Annotated in this window: 15 protein-coding genes, 2 tRNA genes and 1 other RNA gene; 13 read left to right on the top strand and 5 right to left on the bottom strand. The window is 30.0% G+C overall.

Translation table 11 applies throughout. The annotated features are described in order from the left end of the window. Nucleotides 1-138: 138 nt before the first annotated feature. The gene (locus AC5YGA_RS05070; protein ID WP_415308041.1) at nt 139-1,194 is read left to right on the top strand and encodes a D-alanine--D-alanine ligase family protein; all 1,056 of its coding nucleotides are present in this window, start codon (nt 139-141) and stop codon (nt 1,192-1,194) included. On the opposite strand, the gene AC5YGA_RS05065 is transcribed toward AC5YGA_RS05070, so the two are convergent. Genes AC5YGA_RS05065 through carA form a run of 3 tightly spaced genes read right to left on the bottom strand, consistent with a single transcriptional unit; the run spans nt 1,191 to nt 6,736 of the window. After that, nucleotides 1,191-2,336, bottom strand: a complete 1,146-nt coding sequence (locus tag AC5YGA_RS05065; protein ID WP_415308040.1) for a glycine cleavage T C-terminal barrel domain-containing protein — start codon at nt 2,334-2,336, stop codon at nt 1,191-1,193. The genes AC5YGA_RS05070 and AC5YGA_RS05065 overlap by 4 nt on opposite strands. After that, a complete protein-coding gene (gene carB / locus AC5YGA_RS05060) occupies nt 2,326-5,562 on the bottom strand; it encodes a carbamoyl-phosphate synthase large subunit (RefSeq protein WP_415308039.1) in 3,237 nt (1,078 codons plus the stop codon). The genes AC5YGA_RS05065 and carB overlap by 11 nt, the downstream gene beginning before the upstream one ends. Beyond that, nucleotides 5,540-6,736: a glutamine-hydrolyzing carbamoyl-phosphate synthase small subunit gene (gene carA / locus AC5YGA_RS05055; RefSeq protein ID WP_415308038.1), complete on the bottom strand. Its 1,197-nt coding sequence runs from the start codon at nt 6,734-6,736 to the stop codon at nt 5,540-5,542. The genes carB and carA overlap by 23 nt, the downstream gene beginning before the upstream one ends. Nucleotides 6,737-6,864: 128 nt before the next feature. Between carA and AC5YGA_RS05050 the strand changes: the two genes are divergently transcribed. From AC5YGA_RS05050 to AC5YGA_RS05030, 5 genes are all read left to right on the top strand, one after another. Then, nucleotides 6,865-7,326: a GatB/YqeY domain-containing protein gene (locus tag AC5YGA_RS05050; protein ID WP_415308037.1), complete on the top strand. Its 462-nt coding sequence runs from the start codon at nt 6,865-6,867 to the stop codon at nt 7,324-7,326. Next, nucleotides 7,326-9,101 carry a DNA primase gene (dnaG, locus tag AC5YGA_RS05045; RefSeq protein ID WP_415308036.1) on the top strand — a complete coding sequence of 592 codons (1,776 nt, stop codon included), beginning with the start codon at nt 7,326-7,328 and terminating at the stop codon, nt 9,099-9,101. The genes AC5YGA_RS05050 and dnaG overlap by 1 nt, the downstream gene beginning before the upstream one ends. A gap of 66 nt (nt 9,102-9,167) precedes the next feature. After that, on the top strand, nt 9,168-10,988 hold the full coding sequence (gene rpoD / locus AC5YGA_RS05040; RefSeq protein WP_415308035.1) for an RNA polymerase sigma factor RpoD: 1,821 nt from the start codon (nt 9,168-9,170) through the stop codon (nt 10,986-10,988). A 9-nt stretch (nt 10,989-10,997) separates the two neighbouring features. Next, nucleotides 10,998-11,072: transfer RNA gene (locus AC5YGA_RS05035), tRNA-Val, on the top strand. A 170-nt stretch (nt 11,073-11,242) separates the two neighbouring features. Further along, a tRNA-Ile gene (locus tag AC5YGA_RS05030) sits at nt 11,243-11,319 on the top strand. 21 nt (nt 11,320-11,340) lie between these two features. Here AC5YGA_RS05030 and AC5YGA_RS05025 read toward each other — a convergent pair. Both AC5YGA_RS05025 and AC5YGA_RS05020 read right to left on the bottom strand, forming a co-directional pair. Further along, the gene (locus tag AC5YGA_RS05025) at nt 11,341-11,937 is read right to left on the bottom strand and encodes an MlaC/ttg2D family ABC transporter substrate-binding protein (RefSeq protein WP_415308034.1); all 597 of its coding nucleotides are present in this window, start codon (nt 11,935-11,937) and stop codon (nt 11,341-11,343) included. A 38-nt stretch (nt 11,938-11,975) separates the two neighbouring features. Next, nucleotides 11,976-12,758, bottom strand: a complete 783-nt coding sequence (locus AC5YGA_RS05020) for an MlaA family lipoprotein (RefSeq protein ID WP_415308033.1) — start codon at nt 12,756-12,758, stop codon at nt 11,976-11,978. A 69-nt stretch (nt 12,759-12,827) separates the two neighbouring features. Between AC5YGA_RS05020 and AC5YGA_RS05015 the strand changes: the two genes are divergently transcribed. The 7 genes from AC5YGA_RS05015 (at nt 12,828) to AC5YGA_RS04985 (ending at nt 19,196) form a co-directional block, all read left to right on the top strand. Continuing rightward, nucleotides 12,828-13,571 (top strand): N-acetylmuramoyl-L-alanine amidase, encoded by a 744-nt coding sequence (locus AC5YGA_RS05015; protein ID WP_415308032.1) that lies wholly within the window; start codon nt 12,828-12,830, stop codon nt 13,569-13,571. 42 nt (nt 13,572-13,613) lie between these two features. Continuing rightward, nucleotides 13,614-13,969: RNase P RNA component class A (gene rnpB / locus AC5YGA_RS05010), an RNA gene on the top strand. A gap of 256 nt (nt 13,970-14,225) precedes the next feature. Then, nucleotides 14,226-14,675 carry a division/cell wall cluster transcriptional repressor MraZ gene (mraZ, locus tag AC5YGA_RS05005; RefSeq protein WP_415308031.1) on the top strand — a complete coding sequence of 150 codons (450 nt, stop codon included), beginning with the start codon at nt 14,226-14,228 and terminating at the stop codon, nt 14,673-14,675. A gap of 21 nt (nt 14,676-14,696) precedes the next feature. Further along, on the top strand, nt 14,697-16,187 hold the full coding sequence (gene ftsZ, locus AC5YGA_RS05000) for a cell division protein FtsZ (protein ID WP_415308030.1): 1,491 nt from the start codon (nt 14,697-14,699) through the stop codon (nt 16,185-16,187). A gap of 18 nt (nt 16,188-16,205) precedes the next feature. Further along, on the top strand, nt 16,206-17,216 hold the full coding sequence (gene rsmH / locus AC5YGA_RS04995; protein WP_415308029.1) for a 16S rRNA (cytosine(1402)-N(4))-methyltransferase RsmH: 1,011 nt from the start codon (nt 16,206-16,208) through the stop codon (nt 17,214-17,216). Beyond that, nucleotides 17,213-17,521, top strand: a complete 309-nt coding sequence (locus tag AC5YGA_RS04990; RefSeq protein WP_415308028.1) for a cell division protein FtsL — start codon at nt 17,213-17,215, stop codon at nt 17,519-17,521. The genes rsmH and AC5YGA_RS04990 overlap by 4 nt, the downstream gene beginning before the upstream one ends. Next, on the top strand, nt 17,514-19,196 hold the full coding sequence (locus tag AC5YGA_RS04985; RefSeq protein ID WP_415308027.1) for a peptidoglycan D,D-transpeptidase FtsI family protein: 1,683 nt from the start codon (nt 17,514-17,516) through the stop codon (nt 19,194-19,196). Before AC5YGA_RS04990 ends, AC5YGA_RS04985 begins: the two co-directional genes overlap by 8 nt. Nucleotides 19,197-19,198 lie beyond the last annotated feature (2 nt).

The following is a 19,198-nucleotide window of genomic DNA, read 5'->3' as shown; positions in this document are numbered from 1 at the left end:
GGCATACACTTAGTTTTTTTTAGATACTGCCAGATAATTTTACACTTCATTACTTAGGCAATAATTTTTTAGAAAACAACTTTATTAGAATAGCCCATCATTCATGCTTTTTTGCATGGATCATGTGTTGGATTTATTATGATTATAAAAGATATAGTAAAACAAAGAATTCCAGAAATAGGTAATATTTTACCTTTAAAAAAAAATAATATAATTCCAATAAAGATTAATAAATCGATAGAAATAGTTGTAGTCCCTAACTTTGGAGAGGTAAACTCGCATCAAGATAACGTTGGAATTATTCTAGAAGAAAAAAATGTTCTAAGGATTTTATCTAAACGATATAAAAATGTTTCAATCACTGAAATTAATTCTGAAGAGGATCTTGAAGCGTTGGTTAAAAGAAAACCTGATTTAGTTTTCTCTGGTGTTAAGTACTTCTTTTTTAACAATAGAAATATTTGGCTAAATGATTATTTAGAAATGTTTGAAATTCCATATATTGCTTCAAGTAAAGCAGCCCTTGATAATGAAAGCGATAAAAATAGAGCAAAGAAGATTATGCAACAAAATAATATTAGAACTGCAGATTTTTTTATAACAAACCCGGGTGAATATTTAACTGAAAGTTCAATACCAATAAAATTTCCTCTTTTTATAAAACCAGTAACTGGTGGAGACAGCAGAGGTATAGACAAAAATTCAATTGTATTTAATTTTGAAAGTTTTACAGCAAAAGTATTAGACATTAAAATAAAGCAAAATTCACCTTCTCTAGTTGAAACATATTTAACAGGAAAAGAATATAGTGTTGGTATTTTTGAAGATAGTATTGATGGAACTTTAAGAGCTATGCCAATAGAAATTATTGTAAAAGAAAATATCGACGGTCATTGTATTCTTGATTTTAATGTTAAAAAAAATGATGAAGAGAATGTTACTCTTGTTTCTGATATTGTGGTTTTTGACAAACTTTCTAAATTAGCAAAAGACTCTTTTAAGGCTTTAGGTGGAAAATCTTTAGGTAGAATAGATATTAAAATGGATCATTTAGATGTTCCTCATTTTATAGAGGCAAATTTAATGCCAGGTCTTCGAAAAGGTTATTTCTATAGATCGTGCGTACTAAACCTTGATATGGGCTATGAAGATATGATTTTTAGCATAGCAAATACTGGCCTATCCTCTCATTAAAAAGATGTTGATGTAATTTTTTTTTTTGGATCAAAAAATGGTTTTTCTACAACAACGCATTTAAATTTTTCTTCATTTATTTGAACATTTAATTCAGTATTAATTTGTGAGAACTCAATATCTACAATTGCAAGAGCAATATTTTTTTTGATCCTGGGAGAAAAAACAGCAGAAGTCACTTTTCCAATTTTTTTAGTTTCAGAAAATAAAGTCCAAAAAGTTGTATTGGGACCTTTTAAATCACTACAGTCAATTTCTAAACCTACTTGTTTTCTTTTAATACCTTCTTGTTTAATCTTTTTAAGTGCATCTTTACCAATAAAATTAATATTGCTATCTAGACTTACCAATCTATCTAACCCTAGCTCAAATGGATTTGTATTGATGTCTGCATCTGCATGGTATGACAACATACCTCCTTCAATTCTTCTAATTGAAGATGTGTGACCAGGCTGTAGGCCAAAATCTTTTCCTGCTAACATTATTTTTTCCCACAATTTATTACCCTTAGAGCCATCTCTTAAATATAATTCGTAGCCAAGCTCACTAGACCAGCCTGTTCTTGAAACTATCAAGGGAATACCATCAAAATTGATTTCTCTTAGCCAGTAATATTTAAGATCTCTAATACTTTCTCCAAATAATTTCACCATGATCTCGCCAGAGTTAGGTCCTTGTAATTGTAATGGTGAAACGTCTGGTTCAACTATTTTTACGTCTAATTTTGAATTAACAGCTACTCCCTGAGCCCAAAATAAAACATCACTATCTGCAAGAGATAGCCAAAAATGATTTTCTGCCAATCTTAAAAGAACAGGGTCATTTAGTATTCCACCATCACTATTAGTAATCAAAACATATTTACATTGCCCAATTGCAAGTTTTGTTAAATCTCGTGGCGTTAATAGTTGAATAAATTTATAAGCATCAGGGCCAGTTATTTCAACTTGTCGTTCCACAGCCACATCGCAAAGAATTGCTGTCTTAACTAAGTTCCAAAAATTTTTCTCAGGATCTCCAAAGTCACGAGGAATATACATATGATTATAAACTGAAAAACCAGTTGCTCCCCATTTTACTGTTGAGTCAAAGAAAGGTGATTTTCTAATTTGTGTACCAAAGCCAAAGTTTTTATTTGCCATATTTAATGTCTTGAAGTGCAGTTACTGTAATTTCTTTTGTTTTTAATGATCTAATCCCCATTAAGCAAGCTTGAGCAGTAGACATGTTTGTACAATAAGGAACTTTATTACCTAGTGTTGCTCTTCTTAAAGCCATTGCATCATGAAGACGATGTTCACTATTTCCACCACCTGTATTAATAACTAAAGCGATTTTTTTAGAATTTAATACATCAACAATGTGAGGAGATCCTCCACTAACCTTGTTTATTTTTTTGCATTTTATTCCATATTTACGAATATATTCAGCTGTTCCACCTGTAGCACATAAAGTAAAATTTAATTTTAATAATTGTTTTGCTAAATCCACACCCTCATCTTTATGACCATCTTTAAGAGAGATAAATGCTAGGCCTTTAGTAGGCAAAGAGTTTGAGGCAGCAATTTGGCTTTTTGCATAAGCCATACCAAAATCTTTATCAAAACCCATAACTTCACCTGTAGATTTCATTTCTGGGCCTAATAATAAGTCACTATTTGGGAATTTATTAAAAGGGAACACTGCTTCTTTAACTGCAAATAAATTTTTATTTTTACTTTTTAAATTAAATTTAGATAACTTTTCACCTGCCATTACTCTTGAAGCAATTTTTGCTAAAGGTAATCCTTTGGCTTTAGATACAAAAGGAACTGTTCTGCTTGCTCTTGGATTTACTTCGATTACATAAATTTCATCATTTTTAATGGCAAATTGAATATTCATAAAGCCTTTAACATTTAAAGCCAAAGCTAATTTTTTAGTTTGAATTTCTATTTCAGTTATCAGCTTTGGTTTAATTGATATGGGAGGTAAAGCGCAAGCAGAGTCACCAGAGTGAATACCAGCTTCTTCAATATGTTGCATGATACCTGCAACAAATACTTCTCTTCCATCAGATATTGCATCAACATCCACTTCCATAGCGTGACTAATGAATTTATCTATTAATATCGGATTATCTTCTGCAGCTTTAAATGCCTCTTCTACAAAGTTTTTTAATTGACTTTTTTCATGAACAATTTCCATCGCTCTTCCACCCAGAACATAAGATGGTCTTACCATTAAAGGCAGACCAATTTTCTCAGCAATTTGAATGGCTTGCTTGTAAGTTTTAGCAATACCACTTTCTGCTTGTTTTAATTTTAATCTATCAAGTAATTTTCTAAATCTATCTCTATCTTCAGCTAGATCAATTGATGTGTACTGCGTACCTAAAATTGGAAGCTTGTTATCATGTAAAAACTTTGCAAGTCTTATAGGGGTTTGTCCACCAAACTGAGCGATGATCCCTACAAGGTTTCCTTTTTGCTGTTCTTTTTTGATAATATTATAAACATATTCTTCTTTAAGAGGCTCAAAATAAAGTCTATCACTTGTATCGTAGTCTGTTGAAACTGTTTCTGGGTTACAGTTAATCATTATAGTTTCAAAACCACTATCTTTAAGAGCGTAACTTGCTTGGCAACAACAATAATCAAACTCAATTCCTTGGCCTATACGATTCGGTCCACCCCCTAAAATTATAATTTTTTTTCTTGAAGAAGGCTCTGCTTCACACTCTGAGTTCAAAGCATAATTTCTTTGGTATGTTGAGTACATATAAGGCGTGAAAGATTTAAATTCAGCAGCACAGGTGTCTACTTTTTTGTAAACTGGTAATACTTTTAAAGCAGTTCTTTTTTTTCTAACAAGGTCTTCAGAAATTTTAGTAATTTCAGATAATTTTTTATCAGAAAAACCTATTGATTTAATTCTATTAAATTCATTGTAATCTTTAGGGAGACCTCTTTTTTTAATTTTATTTTCCTCATCAACAATTTCTTTTATTTGCTCTAAAAACCAAGGGTCTATCTTACAAAGTTGGTGAATTCTTTTAATATTTATTTTTTTTCTAAACGCTTCAGCAGCTAATAATATTCTGTTTGGAATATTTTTTTTAAGTTCTTTTTCTATTTCTTTTTTGCTAAGTGGAAAAATTCTATCTAAGCCTGAAAAGCCAATTTCAAGAGAAACTAATGCTTTTTGAAGAGATTCTTTAAAGTTTCTACCAATTGCCATGGCCTCACCAACTGACTTCATTGAAGTTCCAAGAATTGCCGCAGAAGTGGAGAATTTTTCAAAGGTAAACCTTGGTATTTTAGTTACGACATAATCAATACTTGGCTCAAAAGAAGCAGGTGTTGTTTTGGTAATTTCATTTTTTAATTCATCAAGCGTGTAGCCGACAGCAAGTTTTGCTGCAACTTTTGCAATTGGAAATCCAGTTGCTTTAGATGCAAGAGCTGAAGATCTAGAAACTCTTGGGTTCATTTCAATGATAACCATTCTGCCATCTTTAGGATTGATTGCAAATTGAACATTTGATCCACCTGTTTCTACTCCAATTTTTCTAAGACAAGCAATAGATGCATTTCTCATAACTTGGTATTCTTTATCCGTAAGTGTTAGGGCAGGCGCAACTGTAATTGAATCTCCCGTGTGAATTCCCATTGGGTCTATGTTTTCAATAGAACAAATAATAATACAGTTGTCTTTTTTGTCTCTGACAACTTCCATTTCAAATTCTTTCCAACCCTCGAGGCATTCTTCAATTAAAATCTGACTAACAGGGGATTCGTGTAAACCATCTTTAACTATTTTAAGATATTCTTTTTCAGATTTGGCAATTCCTCCACCCAAACCACCCAAAGTAAATGCAGGTCTAATTATTGCAGGTAATCCAATTTGTTTTAATACTTTTGCTGCATCTCTAATATGATTTACCACTTTAGATTTTGGTAAGTCCAAACCAATATCTAACATATTTTTTCTGAATTTTTTTCTGTCCTCTGCATTAGAGATTGCCTTAGAATTTGCACCAATTAATTCAATCTTATATTTTTTAAGAATTCCTTTTTTCTCCGCTTCCATTGCTAAATTCAAAGCAGTTTGACCACCCATTGTTGGTAAAATTGCATCTGGTTTTTCTTTTTTTAGAATTTTTTCTAATACCTCTAGAGTTATGGGCTCAATATAAGTTTTATCTGCAACACCAGGGTCTGTCATGATAGTTGCTGGATTAGAGTTAATTAAAATAACTTTATAACCTTCATCTTTAAGGGCTTTGCAAGCTTGTGTACCCGAATAGTCAAACTCACATGCTTGACCTATGATAATTGGTCCAGCACCAACAACTAGTATAGTTTTAAGATCTTTTCTTTTTGGCATTTTTTTTTATGTTGTTAATAAATTCTTTAAATAAGTAAACACTATCTTGTGGTCCTGGATTTGATTCAGGATGATATTGAACAGAAAAAACAGGTTTATTTTTTAATCTAATTCCTTCAATGCAATTATCAAATAAAGACTTATGAGTTACTTCAATATTTTTTGGTAATGTTGCTCTTACAATTTCAAAGCCATGGTTTTGACTAGTAATTTCGACATTGTCTTTAATTAAGTTTTTAACTGGATGGTTAGCACCTCTATGACCAAGTTTCATTTTTTTAGTTTTTGCACCAAGTGTTAAGGCTAGAATTTGATGACCAAGACAAATACCAAAAATAGGTAAATTATTTTTGATTAATTCTTTAATGATTTCAATTGCATATTCTCCAGTTGCTGCAGGGTCACCAGGGCCATTAGATAAAAAGATCCCATTTGGCTTTAATTTAAGAATGTCTTTTGCACTCGTTTTGCATGAAACCACTGTTACTTTACAATTAAGATTTGAGAAATATCTTAGGATATTTTTTTTGATTCCATAGTCAATTGCAACAACATGTAATGATTTTTTTTTATTTTTTAAGTAACCAGTTTCTTTTTTCCAAGTTTTAAAACCTGACCAAATATAATTTTTTTTAGTAGTTACTTGTTTTGCTAAATCTAAATTATTTAATCCACTCCATTTTGCTGTAATATTTGCTAATTTACTAATGTTGAAATTACCTTTATTAGAAAAAGAAATGGTACCTTTAGGCGCTCCCTTATCTCTAATATAATTAGTTAAACCTCTTGTGTCCAAACCTGTGATTCCAACAATTTTATTTTTTTTTAACCACATATCTAAATTAACTAAAGATCTATAGTTAGAAGGACTTGTTACCTCAGAGTTAAAAATTACACCTTTGGTCCAAACTTTATCAGACTCTAAATCTTCTTTATTAGTTCCAACGTTACCAATGTGTGGAAAAGTAAAATTGATAATTTGCCCAGCATAAGAAGGATCTGAAATAATTTCTTGATATCCGGTTAGAGAAGTGTTGAAACACACTTCACCCGTGGCAGTTCCTTGATAGCCAATACCAACTCCTTTAAAGATAGTTTTATTTTCAAGAACTAAAACGCCTGTGTGAATCTGTGAGATTTTGTTAGAGCTAATTTTTTTTGCTTTTTTGATCAATTACAACTCATGAGTTAAAGGTTAATACAATAAAACCTTAATTATCGCAACAGAGATGTATTATAAAATTATAAAAAAACAATTTTTCTTTTGAAGAATTTTCACTTTGCAGTAGATTAAAAAACATTATGACATTGAAAGAAAAAATTGAAACTAACTATAAAAATTCTCTAAAATCAAAAAATAAGGTTGAAATCTCAACCTACAGGTTAATTTTATCTGGAATAAAAGATATTGATATTATTAATCGATCTGGTGCCGACATAAAAAAAACAGACGATGAGGACATTAAAAAACTTTTAAAGAAAATGATCAAGCAAAGAATCGAATCAATCGAGATCTATAAAAAAAATGACAGAATAGATTTGCTAGAAGTTGAGCAAAATGAATTTGATCTTTTATCTAGTTTCTTACCACAGCAGTTAAACGATGAAGAAACTAAAAAAATATGTGTAGATACAATAAGTAAATTGGGAGCCGCATCAATTAAAGACATGGGTAAAGTGATGGGTGAATTGAAAAAATCATACCCTGACAATCTAGACTTTGCTAAAGCTGGACCCTTACTTAAAGAACTATTGAATAAATAATGAAATACCCAAAAGAATATCTAGACGAAATTAAAACTCGTTTAAAGGTTTCGACAGTTGTATCAAAGTCTGTCAGTCTAAAAAAAAGAGGCAAAGAATTTGTAGGCTTATCACCCTTTAAAACTGAAAAAACACCTTCATTTACAGTTAACGATGAAAAAGAATTTTATCATTGTTTTGCAACATCAGAGCATGGAAATATTTTTGATTTTGTAATGAAAACTCAAAATTTAAAATTTGGAGAAGCAGTAAAATCTTTGGCAAATCTTGCAGGTATGAGACCTTACACATTTTCAAAACAAGATGAAGAACGTGAAAAAAATTGGCAAGAGTATTGCTCAATCTATAATGAATATGTTAAATTTTATCACGATGAAATTTTAAAAAATGAGAGCTTAACTATTGCGAGAGACTATTTAAAAAAAAGAAACCTTAGTAAGGATGAAGTAAAAAATTTTAAAATTGGATTTGTTGAAAGAAACTCTAATTTTTATGAAAAATTAAAAGATGAATTTAGTGAGAAAGTTTTAATTGAAAGTGGTCTTTTTTATTTAGACGAAAAAAAGAATAAATACGTTGAAAGATTTCGAGATAGAATAATATTTCCGATTAATAATATTTCAGGCCAACCTATTGGATTGGGAGGAAGAACTATCCAAGAAAATAGTTATTCAGCAAAATATATTAATTCTCCTGAAACACCTTTTTTTAAAAAGGGCTCTAACTTATATAATTTAGATTTAGCTAGAAGATTATCAAATAAAATAGATCATGTATATTTAGTTGAAGGATATATGGATGTAGTTGGTTTAAGTAAAAATGGAATTGAGAATGTTGTAGCAAATCTAGGAACCTCTTTAACGGATAGACAAATTTTAATGCTCAACCAATTCTTTGAAGATATAATTATCTGTTTTGATGGTGATGAGAGCGGATACAAAGCAGCGCTTAGAGCTGCAGAAAATTCAATTAAAGAACTACAACCAAAAAAACAAATTTCGTTTCTTTTTTTACCAGATGGTGAAGATCCTGATAGTTATGCAAATAAAAATGGTAAAACAAACTTTATTGACTTTACTAAACAAGCAAAAATCTCAATTCACCAGTTTATATTTAATCATTATAAACAACAAACTGCTAACAACCCTTCATCAATGGCTATTTTTGAAAAAAAATTAAGAGCTATTGCAGCGACCATAAAAGATGATTTTATAAAAAAATATGTACTAGAGTTTTTCTTGGAAAAAATTTCATCTTTAACTCCACATAGCAATGTAGGAAAAAAACAATTTTATACTAAAAAGATTAAATCATTACAGTCTACTCAAAAACACTTTAACGAAAGTAAATTGTTGAGTGGTGTTGAGCTTAAAGAGTTTTCCCTATTATATCTAATCATGAATAATTTAGATTTATTTCAAGAAAATATTCATATGATTGAAAATATAAATCTATTTAGTGAAGAAAATAAATTAATTCTTGAAACTTTAATAACCAAAATAAAGAGTGGAGAAAAACTTACCTTAGATCAAATTCCTATTGATCCTCAATTAACAGAAAAAATTTTTAAATTTGCTTCGATAAAGCATATTCTTAATCATCATCAAAATGATCAGAATAAAATGTTTGAATTATTAGAAGAGGTCTCTAGAGACCTTAAAAACTACGATTTAGAGTTTAGAATTGAAGAACTAGAATCAAAGTTTTCCAAAGATTTAAGCGAAAGCACTTTTAACCAAATAAGAGAGCTAAAAAAACAAAAAAACATCAATTAAAACTAATAAAAAATACATGGATTTTTTTCAAATTGCGCTTATATAAGTCTTCTCAAATATACTATTGTGGAAAGAATAATTACAAAATCATTTGCTAGACTTATGGGGCGTGGGACTCATAGAGGGTTTATAACTTTTGATGAGTTAAATAAATCTTTAGGTAAAAGAAATCTTTCAGACGAAAATTTAGAACAAGCATTTATGCATATTCTAGATGAAAATGTTTCATTAGTTGAAAAAAAATCAGATTTTAAAATTTTACGAAAAAAAGAAAATTCATCAAAAGAAGAAGGCAAAACTATTGAAAAGAGTGATGACCCAATAAGAATGTACTTAAGAGAGATGGGTGGAGTTGAGCTTTTATCTCGAGAAGGTGAAATTGCAATTGCAAAAAGAATAGAAGCAGGAAAAGATGTAATGCTGATTGCGCTAGCACAAAGTCCTATCACAGCCCAACAGTTTTATGAATGGGATGAAAAACTTCAAAAAGATGAAATTCTAGTTAGAGAGATTATAGATATTGATACTAATTATATGGAGGATGCAAGTACAGGTCCAAGTGCAAAACAAAGAAACTCTGGAGAGACAGATAAAAATGATGACAGTAATGATGATGATGAGTTTAATCCTACACTTGCTGCAATGGAAACTGAAATTAAACCTAAAGTTTTAAAAACTGTTAATACACTAACAAAAGAGTATGGAAAATTAATTAAATATCAAAAAGAAAAATTGGAATGTATTTTAAATTCAGCAAGTTTTTCAACAGCTAAAGAAAAAGGATATGAAAAAATTGTAAGCGATGTTTTAGAAAATATTAAATCACTCCAACTATCTCCATCCGTAACAGAGGAGTTAGTTCAGAAACACTACATTGAAAATAAAAAGATTGTTTCATTAGAAGGAAACCTTTTGAGATTAGCAATGGACCAAAAAATTCCAAGAAATGAATTTATTAAGTTTTATATAGGAAATGAAATAAATCCAAACCTTAAAAAATTTCTTGATACCAATCCAATGTGGAAACAATTTTTTTCCAAAAACAAAGATGAGTTTAAAAATATAAGAGAGAGATTGATTGAAATAAGTCATAAATTAGGAATTTCTGTTACAGACTACAAAAAACTAGTTAGTAGAGTTCAAAAAGGTGAAAAAGAATCTAGAATAGCTAAAAAAGAAATGGTTGAAGCAAACTTAAGGTTGGTTATCTCAATTGCAAAAAAATATACAAATAGAGGTCTTCAATTTTTAGATCTCATTCAAGAGGGAAACATTGGTCTTATGAAGGCTGTAGATAAATTCGAATATAGAAGGGGTTATAAATTTTCGACATATGCCACGTGGTGGATAAGACAAGCTATCACAAGATCTATCGCTGACCAGGCACGAACAATAAGAATTCCAGTTCATATGATTGAGACAATTAATAAAATTGTAAGAACTCAAAGATTAATTTTAAGTGAGTTTGGTAGAGAAGCCACTCCTGAAGAGTTAGCAAAAAAATTACGAATGCCTTTAGATAAAGTTAGAAAAGTTTTAAAGATTTCAAAAGAACCTGTATCTCTAGAAAAACCAGTAGGTGATGAAGAGGACAGTAGTTTAGGAGATTTTATTGAAGACACAAAAGCTTTAGCACCTTTAGAGCAAGCAATTAAATCCAACTTGAGTGAAGCAACTACTAAAATTTTATCAACTCTTACTCCAAGAGAAGAAAGAGTGCTAAGAATGAGGTTTGGTGTTGGAATGAATACGGACCATACACTTGAAGAGGTAGGTCTACAATTTTCTGTAACTAGAGAGCGTATTAGACAGATTGAAGCTAAAGCTCTTAGAAAATTAAAACACCCAAGCAGATCCAAACAACTAAAAAGCTTTTTAGAAAGTTAAAATTTTAAAGGGACTGTAGCTCAATAGTAGAGTACTGCATTGACATTGCAGGGGTAGTTGGAGCGTAACCAACCAGTCCCACCATTAATGTATAAAAAAATATTTGCATTTTTGTAAAATAAACCCCAGTTAAGTTTAAGTTTTATAAAGCAAAATAAACTTTTTATAATTTTAATGAAGGGCTTTAAAAGCAATTATGCTATTCTTGACTTGAATGAAAATTAAAAAAGAAGTAAAAGCTAGGTAATTTAGTGGGGCCTGTAGCTCAGTTGGTTAGAGCAGTACACTCATAATGTATTGGTCCCAGGTTCGAGTCCTGGCGGGCCCACCAAGAATATATTTTAGTTGATAACTATTTAATGAAATCTCTTAAATTATTAAGAAGGGCATTAATATCTCCATCGTTGCTTTGAATTATAGATGAAAATTCCTCTTTTTGAGTTCTTACTAGACTTAGTCCTTCAATAATTAAATCTCTAATCTTGGGGTTTTTTGGATCTTTGGTATAAATTCTCCAATCAATTTTAACCTCCGGTCTTTGCTCTGTTGAAACTAATATGCTTGAAACTATTGTATAATTTTCATTTATTTTTTTTTTTGATATTACATCTATTTCTGGATTTGAATATTCAGCTAATCTGCTTGAAAAACTTTTTAAAAAATATTGTTCAAAAAGAATTTCATACTCTTTAATTTCTTCATTATTAACATTTTTTCTAAAAGTACCCAAAGTATAATAACCTATACCTTTTATATCTACAGTTTCACTAGCAATATTTTTAAGCTCTTCAACCCTCTCTTCTTTTGTAAGATTACCCCCAAGAGTTTTTGCCGCTCTATTGACTGTTGATTGAACAAAAATATCTGGTTCGATCGAGTATACTTTTTCAATAGTTGAGTAAAAAATTATTAAAAATGAAATAGAAGTTAAGATTTTTTTTAATGACATCACCCTTACCTATATAAAATTTTTAATCATTATTATAATTATTGGCTTTCTACTTCTTCCCAATCACCCTCATATAAAACTTCAATAGTTGCACTCGTATTTGCAATTTTTCTTTGTCTGTCTTGCAAATATAGACTTCTTACAGATGCATAAAAATCTAAAGAATTTTTTTCTAAATTATCTATGGTTTCTAAATTTTTTGCTCTAAAATCTACTCCTGTCAAAATTTTTGTTGCCACATAATCAGATTTACTCAAATATTCATTATTGCCATGTGTAGAAGCATTATACCAAGGGTCTCCACCTAATACATTTATAAATGAACCTGCAGTATCTCTAATTGTTGATGGACCCAAAACTGGTAATACCACATAACAACCAGCACCAAATCCCCACACTCCAAGTGTTTGACCATAATCTTCTTTTTCATATTCAGAAAAACCCATTTTTTTAGCCACATCAAATATCCCAAGAATTCCTATGGTTGTATTGACAATAAATCTTCCTGTATTAACACCAGCGGTTTCAAATTTTCCTTGTAGAATATTATTTGGTATAGTTATAAGGGAAGAAATGTTGGTAAGCACATTACTCGTCCCAGTTCTAACTGGTGATGGTAAGCTCCTATAGCCTTTTGCAACTGGCTTAAAAATTACTTTATCTAAACCCTGGTTTAAAGAAAATGTAGCTCTATTTAAGCCTTCAAAACAATCTTTAACAGGTTTAGATTTTTTGGATAAAGTCTTTGAACCATCAGTCCCCGCATTAACACCTGACGAAATTATTAGTGAGATTAAAAATGATATAATAATTTTTTTCATTACAAGAATATTATATAGTACATATAATACTAAAGTAAATCGAGATTTAGTGTTAAATATGTTCTAATAATGGCTTTAAAAACAACGTTAAATTATTCTCCAAATTTTAATCGAAATAAAAGAACACCTAAAAATATCAAATTTGTTATTTTTCATTACACAGGAATGAAAAAAGAATCAGCTGCAATAAATAGGCTTACAAACATACAATCTCAGGTTAGCTCACACTACTTAATCAAAAACAATGGAGAGGTTGTAAAATTAGTACCTGACTTATACATAGCTTGGCACGCAGGTAGATCCTCATGGAAAAATTATAAACTTTTAAACCAAAATTCTATTGGTATAGAAATTACAAACCCTGGACATAAGTTTGGTTACAAAAAATTTTCTACAAAACAGATAACTGCTCTTTTAAGATTAAGTAAATTTTTAATAATAAAATATAAGATTAGTCATAAGAATATTTTAGGACACTCGGATATAGCACCAGAAAGAAAAAAAGATCCTGGGGAAAAATTTCCATGGAAGTATTTATCTGAAAATAAAATAGGCTTATGGCATACACTAAAAAAGCAAGACTTAATAAAAAATAGAAATTTCAAAATTAACAACATAGAAAAAAAACTCTTTTTCAGTAATTTATTTAAAATTGGATATTCAGCAAGAATTCCAAAAGACTCAAATAAAGATAGATATTTAAGATATGTGACCAAAGCTTTTCAAAGAAGATATAGACAAGAGTTAATCAATAGCAAGATTGATAGAGAATGCTTACTTATAAGCAAAAATCTTGTAAAGAAATATAATTAAATTTTTCTTGAAGTTTTATAGTTTAGTAATAAATTACATTTGCTAGATGAACGATTTATCGCTTTAATTTTTTTAAAGAGGAAAGTCCGGGCTCCGCAAAGACACAGTGCCAGGTAATACCTGGCGGGGGAAACCCCAGGGATAGTGCCACAGAAAATATACCGCCATAACATGGCAAGGGTGAAAAGGTGCGGTAAGAGCGCACCGGTTCTATTGGTAACAATGAACGCTGGAAAACCCCACTGGGAGCAAGACTAAGTAGAGATGACATTGTTGTAAAACTAAAAGCCGTCTTTGGCTGGTCATCGGGGTTAGTTGCTTGAGCTTAAGAGTGATCTTAAGCCTAGAGAAATGATAAGTTTTAATGACAGAACCCGGCTTACAGTTTGTCTAGCAAACTTATCCACAACAATTAATTTGTAAATATGTGGATGTTCACCTTTTGATTCATAATTGAATCACCTCTGTTCTTCTTTTTCTTTTTTTGATTGTATCGATCTAAAAATAAAAATTGATTTTAGAATTAATAAAGATACATAAAAGTTACCCACAATTGTCAACAAACTTGCCTAAAATGAACATATTGACTAAATCTTAAAATACCCATATTGTCCCATATATTCCCATATACGGAATTTATGAAATATAAAAATTATGTTTTTATCAACTTACGAGAACAAAATAGACAAAAAAGGAAGGGTGTCAGTGCCTGCTAGTTTTAGGTCTCATCTTTCAAACTTAGGTTACAATGGTGTTATTTGCTATCCATCATTTAACAATCAGTCTATTGAAGCATGTTCGCAGGATAGAATTGAAAAACTTTCATCAAGTATAGATTCTCTAAATCCATTTGAAGAAAAAAGAGACTATTTTGCAACATCTATATTGTCTGAAAGTATGAATTTACAATTTGATAGTGAGGGGAGAATTTCACTTTCAACAAAATTATTAAAACATGCAAAAATTAAAAATAGCATGTTATTTGTTGGTCAAGGTCAAACATTCCAAATATGGGAACCAACAACATTTGAAAAATTTAAGGTGAATGCTAGAAAAAAAGCAAATCTAAATCGTGCAAGCCTTAAATGGGAAAAAACATTTTAATAACAATGGGGGGAAATAAAAATGACAATTAACTTTAAATCACCAGAGATAAAAGAATTACAACCAAGATTATTAGTTGTAGGAGTTGGAGGAGCAGGTGGAAATGCAATCAATGAAATGATTGATAACGGACTACAAGGTGTAGAATTTATTGCTGTAAATACAGATGCACAAGATTTAAAACGTAGTAAAGCAAAAGCAAAAATACAAATTGGATTAAATTTAACAAAAGGTTTGGGTGCAGGAGCTAAACATGACATTGGTCAAGCAGCTGCGGATGAATCTTTAAATGAAATTGTTAATACTTTACAAGGTTCAAATATGGTTTTTATTGCTGCTGGTATGGGTGGTGGAACTGGAACAGGGGCAGCTCACGTTATTGCCAGAGCTGCAAAAGAATTAAATATTTTAACAGTAGGTGTTGTTACACTTCCTTTCTTATACGAAGGTCCTTCAAGAATGAGACGAGCACAACAAGGTCTTGAAGAGTTGAGAAAACATGTAGACACAATCATCGTAATTCCAAATCAAAATTTGTTTAAAATTGCAAATGAACAAACTACCTTTAAAGAGTCGTTTCATCTTTCGAACAATGTTTTGATGCATGGAGTGCAAAGTGTAACTGATTTAATGGTTAGACCGGGCATAATAAATTTAGATTTTGCTGATGTTGAAACAGTAATGGCTTCAATGGGTAAAGCAATGATGGGCACAGGAGAAGCCGAAGGAGATGGAAGAGCAATGAAAGCTACTGAAATGGCAATTAGCAATCCTTTAATTGATGACTATACCCTAAAAGGTGCAAAAGGATTATTAGTTAATATTACCGGAGGTGAAGATCTTAAGCTTTTTGAAGTTGATGAGGTTGTTAATAAGATTAGAGCAGAGGTAGATGCTGAAGCAGAGGTTATTATTGGCGCAATACAAGACCCTTCTCTTGATGGAAAAATAAGAGTATCAATAGTTGCAACAGCACTAGATGGACAGCAGCCTGAAAGCAAATCTGTAATTAATATGGTTCATAGAATACAGAATAGAAACCCTGGTTATTCTGACTTTAATACTTCAGGTGCAGCTCAATCATTTAATTTTTCACCTACAATGACAAGCCCAGTTTCTCATGGTGCAAACGCATTAAAGTTAGAAAATGAGATTATTACAGAGCCTACTTCTAATAGCTTATCATCAGAAATGATGAATGAACAAAATGCTACTAATCAAGAAATTGAAAATATTGTTGAAGATGGACAATCAAATGATTATGAGCAATCTTTTTCAGAGGAAGCTATTAGTGCTATTAATGAATCTGAAGAAGTCAACTTACCAGAAGAAGAACATGTTTCTAATGGACTTGAAAACTTTGGTGTAGAAGGTGAAAGTGCCCTAGATTTGTTTAGTTCAGATGATGAAACTACAGAAACAGAAGGCTTATTATCTTCAGAAACATCAGAAAATGTTTCCGAAGATGATGATCTAGAAATACCAGCATTTTTAAGAAGACAAAAAAATTAATGGTCTTTAAGAAAATAAATGATAGCCACCATAATACCAGATGTGAGAAATCATTATCCAGTATTGCTAAGTGAAGTAATTAGCATTATTACCCCTCAATATGGTGGCACATTCATTGACTGCACGTTTGGTCAAGGTGGGTATACAAAGAAAATTCTAAGCTTTGATAGGACAAAAGTTATAGCGTTAGATAGAGATTTAGAAAGTTTAAAAAAAGCTCAAGAAGTTCAAAATGAATTTGATGATAGACTTTTATTTAAAAATATTAAATTCAGTGAACTAAATAATTTAAAACTTAAAAATGAAAATATAAAAGGAGTAATTTTTGATTTAGGCTATTCTTACACACAAATAAAAGATCCTAAAAAAGGTCTCTCTTTTGAGACTATTGGTGAACTCAACATGAGAATGGGAATAAATGACTTTTCTGCAAATGAAGCAATTAACAGTTTAGATGAAAAGGAGCTTGCTCAAATATTCAAATATTTTGGAGATGAAAAAGATAGCAATAGGATAGCACATAATATTGTAGAGGATAGAGCCACTAGAAAAATAACAACAGAGGAACTGGTAAGAATTATTGAATCTTCTAAAAGAAAAAAAAATTTAAAAACACATAGTGCAACAAAAGTTTTTCAGGCACTAAGAATATTTGTTAATAAAGAAATTAGCGAGTTGATTTATGGATTAATTAATGCTGCAAAAGTTGTTAAAAAAGATGGAGTTATAGTAGTTGTTACATTTCACTCACTTGAAGATAAAATAGTAAAATATTTCTTTAAAAGTTTATCAGAAAATAAAAGTGTTTCACGATATATGCCAAAGAGTGAAGAAAAAATTAATTTGTTCAAATCTATTAGTAAAAAACCAATTGTGCCATCTGAAAAAGAAATTCAAGAAAACCCACCATCAAGGTCTGCAAAATTGAGATATGTTATTAAAAAAGAAGACTTTTATGATTTTGAAACAGATATTTTGGAGAAGTTTGATCATCTAATTAAAATTGAAAATTTTTCTAAAAAATTATGAAGAAAGTAGTATTTGTAATTATTTTTGTATTAATCCTAGCTACATCATTAGTAAAAAACTCAACAAAAGAAATAGAGGATAAAATTTTTATGGTAAATGAAAATATTAGACCACTAAAAGTAGAGCTAGGCGACTTACTTTTAGAATATAACTATCTAAGTTCACCAGATAAATTAACTCAATATCAAACTCAATACTTCGAAAAAGATTTAATTAAAATTGATATTACAAAAATCAAAAAGCTCACTAAAAAAAATAATTATATAAGGGTAAGTGACTTCTTAGAGAAAACTATAGATGAATAATAAAAAAAATAATGTTTTCTTAGAGGAGTATGAAAATGAATTTTCATATAAAAAAAGCAAAACGAATTTAAATATACAGTTTAATAGAATAGCTTTTATTTTCTTTGTATTTTTATTAATTTCAATAATCTACTCAATACAACTTCTCCATTTAGGATCATTAAAAATACAGAATGAAATTAAGCCATTAGTTATAAAAGAGAACTACAGGGCAGATATAATAGATAGAAATGGAAATTATTTAGTTAAAACAGTTAGTTCTATAGATGTAGGTATTAATCCCATTGAAGTAATAGACAAAAAAAAACTTTTAATAAATTTACAGATAATATTCCCAAACAAAAATTACATTGAGATATCTAAAAAACTTGAAAAAAATAAATATTTTTATTTAGAAAAAAAAATAAGTGCAGATAATTATGAAAAAATAATGATGCTTGGAGATAAGTCAATTAAGTCTGAAGAAAAACTAACCAGGATATATCCTCAAAGAAATCTTTTTAGTCATATTGTTGGACAAATAGATGATGATAATAATGGAATATCAGGTTTAGAAAAATCTTTTGATAAAAGATTAAAACAGATAAAGGAACCACTCCAGTTAACTGTTGATACTGAAATACAATTTTTAATTAGAGAAGAACTAATAAAGTTTCACTCAGTATTTAGAAGCAAGGGAAGTGCAGCAATTCTCATGAATGTCAATAATGGAGAAATTATTTCAATGGTTTCGTACCCAGACTTTGATCTTAATAAAAGAGAAACAGTAAGTGATATAAATTTTATAAATAGAGCTACAAAAGGTGTGTATGAATTAGGATCTGTTTTTAAAACCTTTACTGTAGCAGCAGGGTTAGAGGAGGGTTTAATTAAAATAGATACAGAGTTTTTAAATTTAGAAAAAAAATTAAAATGTGGAAAAAATATAATTTCAGAATATGATAAAAAAATTCCATCAGACCTTACGGTTGAGCAAATTCTAATTAGATCAGGCAATATAGGATCTGTTAGGATTGGACAAAAACTTGAAATTGACAAATTAAAGTTATTTTTAGAAAAAATAGGTGTTTTAAGCAAAATAGATTTTGATATTGAGGAAGTTGGTGAACCAATTCCATTTAGATGGGGTAAATGCAAATTAGCAACTGTCTCATTTGGGCATGGAATAACTACAACACCACTACAACTAGCAAAAGGTTACGCTATTATTACGAATGGTGGCTTTAAAATTAAACCAAGCCTGATTAAAAAAAATTTAGAAGAGAAACAAAATCAAAAGAGAATTATTAAAGAAGGAGTTTCAAAAAAAATAAATGAAACATTAAGAAAAATTGTAACAACAAAAGAAGGTACAGCAGGATTAGCAAATATAAAGGGGTATGAAGTTGGTGGAAAAACAGGTACGGCTGAAAAAGCTATAGTTGGGGGCTATACTAGGAAAGCAAAAGTTAATACTTTTGTATCTATATTTCCAACATCTAAACCTAAATATGTAATGGTATTATTGCTAGACGAACCAAAAACATCAGAAGACTATATTTACAAATTTAAAAATAAGAGTGGGTCTTACAAAGGAACACCATTTAATACTGCTGGATGGACTTCAGTTGAAGTTACTGGAAAGATCATACAGAGAATTGGGCCTATTTTAGCCACAAAATATATGGAAAATTAGTT

The organism is Candidatus Pelagibacter sp. uisw_091 (assembly GCF_059512525.1).
The sequence above is the reverse complement of the archived record's forward strand: the minus strand, read 5'-3'. Positions and strand labels throughout refer to the sequence as shown.